We start from the raw sequence: 7436 nt of genomic DNA, 5'->3' as shown, positions 1-7436 counted from the left end.
CAATACAACCAGCACGCCCCACCACACTTGCCCGCCGCCCCACGGGCGATAGGGCCGGCTGCCCACACCCGCGGGTTTTCGGCCCCCGGCCATGATTCTTTTCCTTCCCCTTGCACGCGGGCTATTTCGATCCCGCGCGGATTCCTACACTCGCTCCTGGATATCCGGTCGGGTCGAGCGGTTCGGCCCGGTCGCCTGTGCCACCAGAGCCACGTGCGCGCCGCGCGAGAGTCCGGCGTGCCGGTTTTCGGGGAGGACGCATGGCGGGAATTGCGATCACAACGACGACCCGGGCAGCCGAACTCATGGGATCCGCCCCAGGATCACCAGTACGACCACGAATCTTGACCGTTCTGGCTGCGCCCGCGCAGCCGGCGGTGCTCACCGGCGGGAACCAGGTCCTGCTCCTGGTCATCGGTCTGGTCGCGCTGGCCGCGCTCGGCGTGGCCGTGCTGCTGGTCCGCCAGGTCCTGGCGGCCGATCAGGGCACACCGGCGATGCGGCGGATCGCGGCCGCCGTGCAGGAGGGCGCGAACGCCTACCTGGCCCGCCAGTTCCGCACCCTCGGGGTCTTCGCCGCCGGGGCGTTCTTCCTGCTGATGCTGCTGCCCGCGGACAACTGGTCGCAGCGGATCGGCCGTTCGGCCTTCTTCCTGGTCGGCGCCGGCTTCTCGGCCGCCACCGGCTACCTGGGCATGTGGCTGGCGGTGCGCGCGAACGTGCGGGTGGCCGCGGTGGCCCGCGGTGTGACGGCCGATCAGCAGCGGCGCGCCCAGCACCGGGCGATGCGGATCGCCTTCCGCACCGGTGGCGTGGTCGGGATGTGCACGGTCGGCCTCGGCCTGCTCGGCGCCACCGTGGTGGTGCTGCTCTACCGCGCCGACGCGCCCCGGGTGCTGGAGGGGTTCGGCTTCGGGGCCGCGCTGCTGGCGATGTTCATGCGCGTCGGCGGCGGCATCTTCACCAAGGCCGCCGACGTGGGCGCCGACCTGGTCGGCAAGGTGGAGCAGGGCATCCCGGAGGACGACCCGCGCAACGCCGCCACCATCGCCGACAACGTCGGCGACAACGTGGGCGACTGCGCGGGGATGGCCGCCGACCTGTTCGAGTCCTACGCGGTGACCCTGGTGGCCGCCCTGATCCTGGGCCGGGCGGTGTTCGGCGACACCGGCCTGGTGCTGCCCCTGGTGGTCCCGGGCATCGGCGTGCTGACCGCGGTGCTCGGGATCGTCGCCGTCTCCCCGCGCGAGCGCGACCGCAGCGGGATGACCGCGATCAACCGCGGCTTCTTCCTCTCCGCGGCCGTCTCGCTGCTGCTGGTGCTGGCGGCGGTGTACACGATGCTGCCCGGCAGCTTCGGCCGGTTGCACCACGTGCCGGACGCGATCCGGCAGCACGGCGGCGACCCGCGCCTGTTCGCGCTCGCCGCCGTGCTGATCGGCATCGTGCTCGCGGTGCTGATCCAGCAGCTCACCGGCTACTTCACCGAGACCACCCGGCGACCGGTGCGCGAGGTCGGGCGGAGCTCGCTGACCGGCCCGGCCACGGTCGTGCTCTCCGGCTTCTCGCTCGGCCTGGAGTCGGCGGTCTACTCCGCCGTGCTGATCGGCGCCGCGGTCTACGGCGCCTACCTGCTGGCCGGCGGCTCGCTGCTGCTCGCGCTGTTCGCGGTCGCGCTGGCCGGCACCGGCCTGCTCACCACCGTGGGCGTGATCGTGGCGATGGACACCTTCGGCCCGGTCTCCGACAACGCCCAGGGCATCGCCGAGATGTCCGGCGAGGTCGAGGGGGCCGGCGCCCGGGTGCTGACCGAGCTGGACGCGGTCGGCAACACCACCAAGGCGATCACCAAGGGCATCGCGATCGCCACCGCCGTGCTGGCCGCCACCGCGCTGTTCGGCTCCTTCACCGACGCCACCGGGGAGGCGGTCGGCAGCGCGGCCGACGGCGCACCGCCCGGCGGCACCGGCAGCCTGAGCCTGGACATCTCGCAGCCGAACAACCTGGTCGGCCTGCTGCTCGGCGCCGCCGTGGTCTTCCTCTTCTCCGGACTGGCCGTCAACGCCGTCTCCCGCTCGGCCGGTGCGGTGGTCTTCGAGGTGCGCCGCCAGTTCCGCGAGCACCCCGGGATCATGGACGGCAGCGAGACCCCGGAGTACGGCAAGGTGGTCGACATCTGCACCCGGGACGCGCTGCGCGAACTGGCCACCCCCGGGTTGCTCGCGGTGCTGGCCCCGATCGCGGTGGGCTTCGCGCTCGGTGTCGGCCCGCTCGGCGCCTACCTGGCCGGCGCCATCGGCGCGGGCACCCTGATGGCCGTCTTCCTGGCCAACTCCGGCGGCGCCTGGGACAACGCCAAGAAGCTGGTCGAGGACGGCGCGCACGGCGGCAAGGGAAGCGAGGCGCACGCCGCCACGGTGATCGGCGACACGGTCGGCGACCCGTTCAAGGACACCGCGGGACCGGCGATCAACCCGCTGCTCAAGGTGATGAACCTGGTCTCGCTGCTGATCGCGCCCGCCGTGGTCCGGTTCAGCTACGGCCCGCACGCCAACGCCGGTCTGCGCGCCGCCGTGGCCGCGGTCGCGGCGCTGCTGGTGGTGGCCGCGGTGTACGTGTCCAAGCGGCGCCCGGTGGGCGTCGCGGAGGAGTCGCCCGCCGCACTGCCCGGTGCGGGCCCGGAGGTGGGATTGACAAACTGTTGAATCAGCGGTTTCCCTGCTCTGCGGCGCGACCCGGCTCCCGAGCCGAGAACCCGAAGGGAAACCCATGCGGATCCGCATCCTCTGGCCGGCCGGCCAGGCCACCGCGACCCTGCGGTCCACGCCGACCAGCCAGGCGCTCTGGGCGGCACTGCCGATCAGCTCCGCCGCCGCCACCTGGGGCGAGGAGGTCTACTTCGGCACCCCGGTCAGCGTGGCGCGCGAGGCGGACGCCGAGCAGGTGGTGGCGCCGGGCACGGTCGCCTTCTGGACGGACGGCGACAGCCTGGCGCTGCCCTACGGCCCCACGCCGATCTCGCGCGGCGAGGAGTGCCGGCTGGCCAGCCCGTGCAACCTGCTCGGCGCGCTGGACGGCGACCCGCAGGTGCTGCGCACGGTCCGGCCGGGCGACGCGATCCGGGTCGAGCGCGCCTGAGCCCCCGCCCGGTCCCCGGGCGGCCGGGAACCGTCCCGGCCGCCCGGACCGTCCCCGTACCGGTGTCGGGTAGGTTCACCCGGTACGGAATCGCCGGGCCGGACCACCGGCCGGGCGGGACGGCAGGAGGGCCGCGAGGGTGGACGAGCGAGTGCTGGCGAACGGACGGGGCGCGACCGGGACGACCGGCGCGACCGGGACCACCGGCGGGGCCGGGCCACGTCGCCGGACGGTCCGCCGCGCCGTCGCCCTGCCGCTGCTCGGCACCCTGCTGGCGGTCGGCGCGGCCGCCTGCAGCAGCGACAACACCGCCGCGCTCAACTCCTGGGCCAAGCAGGTCTGCGACAACCTGCGCGACCCGGTGACCCAGTCCCGCACCGCGCAGGCCGACGTCGGCCAGGTGAAGGCCGGTGAGTCCCCGGGGGACCTGCAGAAGCGGCTGGCCGGCGACCTCGGCACGCTCGGCGCCGCCAACAACCAGATCGCCGACGCGATCGACAAGGCCGGCGCGCCGAAGATCGACAACGGTGCCGGGGTGCAGAAGGACGCGGTCAACGAGCTGCGCCAGGCCGCCCAGGGCTACCTGGACGTGCAGAAGACCCTCGCCGGCCTGCCGACCGACGACCAGGCGAAGTTCGCCGACGGCCTGAAGAGCGTCGGCGACCAGGTGCAGCAGCTGGCCAAGCTCTCCACCGGTGCGCTCAACACGCTGCAGACCGGCGACCTGGGCACGGCCATTGCCAAGCAGCCGGGCTGCAAGAGCCAGCCGGTCGCGGGCGCCTCGGGCGCGGCCGGCGGTTCCGGCGCGCCCGCGGCCCCGGGCGGGAGCCCGAGCCCGGGCGCCGCCGCGAGCGGCTCGCCCGGTGCCCCCGCCGGCTCCCCGGGCGCGAGTGCGAGCGGTTCCCCGAACGCGTCCGGCTCTCCGGGCGCGAGCGCGGCCGGTTCCCCGAGCGCCGGCGCCGCCGGCTCCCCGAGCGCCGGCGCCAGCGCCTCGCCCAGCGGCCACTGACCGCCCGCGGCCGGTCCACGGGGCCCGCTCCGGCACCGGAGCGGCTCCCCGCGCCGTGGGCCGCTCCCGCGCCCGGGCGCGGGAGAATGGCCGGGTGACCACGCTTCCCGCTCCCGATCCCGCCCGTCTCGCCCGGCTGCGCGAGGCACTGCTGGCGGCCTCCTACACCGCCGACGGCTGCCTCGACCTGCTCGGCCCCACCGCCTACGCCGCGCTCGCCCGCAGCGAGGCGGTCCCCGCGCTGCGCGCGACCCGTGGCGGCACCGCGCTGGAGACCCTGGTCCGGCTCTTCCTGCTCCAGCAGCCGGTCCCGTACCCCGCCGCGGCCGCCGCACTGCCGGTGGCGGACTGCCTGGCGGACGGGTGGCTGACCCGTGACGGCGACGAGGTCCGGGCCACCGTCGACGTGCGCCCGTACGCCAACGAGGTGGCCGGCCTGGAGAGCGCCGACGCCTGGGTGGTCTCCGACCTGGGCTGCGCGGTCGGCGGCGCGGGCGGCATCGGCTCCGGCGGCAGCGCGGCCGGGGTGCCGCGGCGCGAGCTGGTGCTGGGGGTCGGCGGCGCCTCGACCACGCTGGCCAACCTGGCGGTCCGCCGCCCGGTGCGCGCCGCGCTCGACCTGGGCACCGGCTCCGGCGTCCAGGCGCTGCACGCCGCCCGGCACGCCCAGCAGGTGACCGCCACCGACCTCAACCCCCGGGCGCTGGCCTTCGCCCGGCTGACCCTGGCGCTGTCCGGCTTCGAGAACACCGCCACCGCCGAGGGCAGCCTGTTCGAGCCGGTGGCCGACCGGCGCTTCGACCTGATCGTCTCCAACCCGCCGTTCGTGATCTCGCCGGGCAGCCGGTTCGTCTACCGCGACGGCGGCATGGCGGGGGACGAGCTGTGCCGCTCGCTGGTCCGCGGCGCCGCCGAGCGGCTGGCCCCGGGCGGCTACTGCCAGCTGCTGGCCAACTGGCAGCACGTCAAGGGCGAGGACTGGCACGACCGGCTGGCGGGCTGGGTGGCCGGCACCGGCCTGGACGCCTGGGTGGTCCAGCGCGAGGTGCAGGACCCGGCGCAGTACGCCGAGCTCTGGCTGCGCGACGGCGGTGACCACCTGGCGTCCCGTCAGGCCTACGAGCAGCGCTACGACGAGTGGCTGGACGCCTTCGAGGCGGCCGGGGTCGAGGGGGTCGGCTTCGGCTGGATCACCCTGCGCGCCTCCGGGGCCGAGCACCCCACGGTCCGGATCGAGGAGTGGCCGCACCCGGTCGAGCAGCCGCTCGGCCCGCACATCGAGCAGTGGTTCGCCCGCCAGGACTTCCTGCGCGACCACGACGACGCCGCGCTGCTGGCCGCCCGGTACCAGCTGGCCGACGAGGTGGTCCAGGAGCAGGTCGGCGCCCCCGGTGCGGACGATCCGGAGCACGTGGTGCTGCGGCACAACCGGGGCATGCGTCGGGCCACCAAGGTGGACACCGTGGGCGCGGGCTTCGCGGGCGTCTGCGACGGCACCCTGCCGGCCGGCCAGATCCTGGACGCGATCGCCCAGCTGCTCGGCGAGGACCGGGTGCTGCTGCGCGACCGCGCCCCGGAGTCGCTGCGCCTGCTGGTCGAGCAGGGCTTCATCGCCCCGGTCGGCGGCTGACTGGCGGCCCGTCAGTGACCCGTCGGCGTACCGTCAGCGGTCCGCCGACGGACCGTCACGGGTGGAACAGCTCGGTGATCGAGGTGACGGTGTTGCCGCCGGTGGTGGTGATCGCGTACATCCCGCCGTAGCAGGAGTACGGCTGCTGCACCGCCGACGGGTTGTTGCGGCAGTCCTCCATGTGCTTCATGAAGACGTCCAGCGAGACCGGGGTCGGCTTCATGTCGGCGAAGAGCAGGTACTTGGCGTCGTTGCTGAAGGTGAACACCGCCGGGTTGCCGTAGCCCTCGAAGTAGCCGTCGTTGGGCACGTCGGGGCCGCAGACGAACTTGGTCTCCTTGGCCTTCATCCAGACGTGCACCGTGTAGGCGCTGTCCACCGACTCGACCACCCGGCCGATCGAGCTGGTGGCGGCCGCGGTGCAGTCGGCGGTCGGCTTGGCGGTGCCCGAGGGCTTGGCGGTCGGCTTCGCGGAGGGCTTGGCGGACGGGCTCGCCGGGTGCGCCGGTCCCGTCGAGGGCGCCGCGGGGACGCTCGGCACCGCGGTGACGGAGGCCGTGGGGGAGCCGGCGGCGGCCGGCGCGGGCGACTCGTCCGGCCCGCAGGCGGTCAGGGTGAGCGCGGCGGCGGTCAGGACGAGGGCGGTGGCGGTCAGGCGGCGAGCGAGCACGGTGGTTCCCCCCAGGAACGTTCGGGACCGGCGCCGACGGCCGGTCATCCGGGGTCACGCGGCGCCGCCCCGCCGGGGTTGCCGCTGTTGCGGCTCTGTGACGGACTGCGGATCGATCGCGGGTCCGGTTCACCGATCCGTGACCTGGTTCCCCGGGGTCCCGGTTCACCGATCCGTGACCTGGTTCCCCGGGGTCCCGGTTCACCGATCCGTGACCCCGGGTTTCCCCGTCGTACCTCATCCGGCCGCACCCGGTTGGCCCGGCGCTGTCAACCTCGGCGAATCTGAAAGATCATCAGCTGACTGTCGGGCAGCCGGTGCGGAGCAGGGGCGGGGAGCGCGGGGTGGAGACGCCGACGGCGGCGGTGGCAGGGGGCGTACTGGTCCTGTTCGGCGGCGCCCTGTTGTTCTGGTGCGCGGCCGAGCTGCGCCTTCGCCACCGGCTGCGCCGGCACGGCGTCCCGGTGACCGCCCTGGTCGTCCCGGACCCCGTCCCCAGCCAGGTGCTGGACCCGGCCCCGCTGCTCTCCTACGCGACGCTGCCCGCCGTGGGCGCGCCGGACGGGCCGGTGGAGTCGGCCGCGGTGCTGGCCCGCCCCCGTGGCCGCACTCCGCTGCGCCGCCCGCCGCAACTGCTGCCGGGCAGCTCGGTCCGGGTCTGCTACGACCCGACCCGACCCGCGCAGGTGGTGCTGACCGGCACCGCCACCGCGGCCTCGCTGCCGCTGGACGCGTTCTGGATCGTCCTCGGCACCAGCAGCCTGGCCGGCGGGCTCTCGCTGCTCGCCACCGTGCTCCGCTAGGCCGCCGAGACCGGCCGGAACCTGGCCGGAATCCGGCCGGACACCCCTCGGCAACCGTACCGAAACCCCGGAAACCGGCCGGAACCGACAGCCGCTGACGATAACCACGCGGCGGGAAGGGCCGTCATCGGGTTACCGTTCGAGTGGCGCAGGTCGGCCTTGCAAGTGAAAAAGCAGGATCCGTCC

General features: G+C 74.6%; 6 protein-coding genes. 5 read left to right on the top strand and 1 reads right to left on the bottom strand.

The genetic code is table 11. From position 1 onward, the window contains the following. Positions 1 to 305 precede the first annotated feature (305 nt). From ACFW1A_RS02370 to ACFW1A_RS02355, 4 genes are all read left to right on the top strand, one after another. Entirely contained in the window at positions 306 to 2705 is a 2400-nt protein-coding gene (locus ACFW1A_RS02370; protein ID WP_380402700.1) for a sodium-translocating pyrophosphatase, read from the top strand. Between the two features lie 64 nt (positions 2706 to 2769). Further along, complete coding sequence (locus ACFW1A_RS02365; RefSeq protein WP_380402697.1) at positions 2770 to 3138, top strand: cyclophilin-like fold protein; 369 nt, start codon at positions 2770 to 2772, stop codon at positions 3136 to 3138. 139 nt (positions 3139 to 3277) lie between these two features. Then, positions 3278 to 4147 (top strand): hypothetical protein, encoded by an 870-nt coding sequence (locus ACFW1A_RS02360; protein ID WP_380402694.1) that lies wholly within the window; start codon positions 3278 to 3280, stop codon positions 4145 to 4147. A gap of 94 nt (positions 4148 to 4241) precedes the next feature. Beyond that, entirely contained in the window at positions 4242 to 5777 is a 1536-nt protein-coding gene (locus ACFW1A_RS02355) for a methyltransferase (RefSeq protein WP_380402691.1), read from the top strand. 55 nt (positions 5778 to 5832) lie between these two features. Here ACFW1A_RS02355 and ACFW1A_RS02350 read toward each other — a convergent pair whose 3' ends face one another. Next, positions 5833 to 6447 carry a hypothetical protein gene (locus ACFW1A_RS02350; protein ID WP_380402688.1) on the bottom strand — a complete coding sequence of 205 codons (615 nt, stop codon included), beginning with the start codon at positions 6445 to 6447 and terminating at the stop codon, positions 5833 to 5835. Positions 6448 to 6791: 344 nt separating this feature from the next. Here ACFW1A_RS02350 and ACFW1A_RS02345 point away from each other — a divergent pair, with 344 nt between their 5' ends. Then, positions 6792 to 7250, top strand: a complete 459-nt coding sequence (locus ACFW1A_RS02345; protein WP_380402685.1) for a hypothetical protein — start codon at positions 6792 to 6794, stop codon at positions 7248 to 7250. Positions 7251 to 7436 lie beyond the last annotated feature (186 nt).

The sequence above is a fragment of the Kitasatospora sp. NPDC058965 genome, from assembly GCF_042741245.1.
In the GTDB taxonomy this organism is placed as follows: Bacteria; Actinomycetota; Actinomycetes; order Streptomycetales; family Streptomycetaceae; genus Kitasatospora.
The sequence above is the reverse complement of the archived record's forward strand: the minus strand, read 5'-3'. Positions and strand labels throughout refer to the sequence as shown.

Excerpts from the sequence above, each read along its gene's own strand:
- ACFW1A_RS02370 (WP_380402700.1), top strand. The coding sequence starts at position 306 with ATGGGATCCGCCCCAGGATCACCAGTACGACCACGAATCTTGACCGTT.
- ACFW1A_RS02365 (WP_380402697.1), top strand. The coding sequence starts at position 2,770 with ATGCGGATCCGCATCCTCTGGCCGGCCGGCCAGGCCACCGCGACCCTG.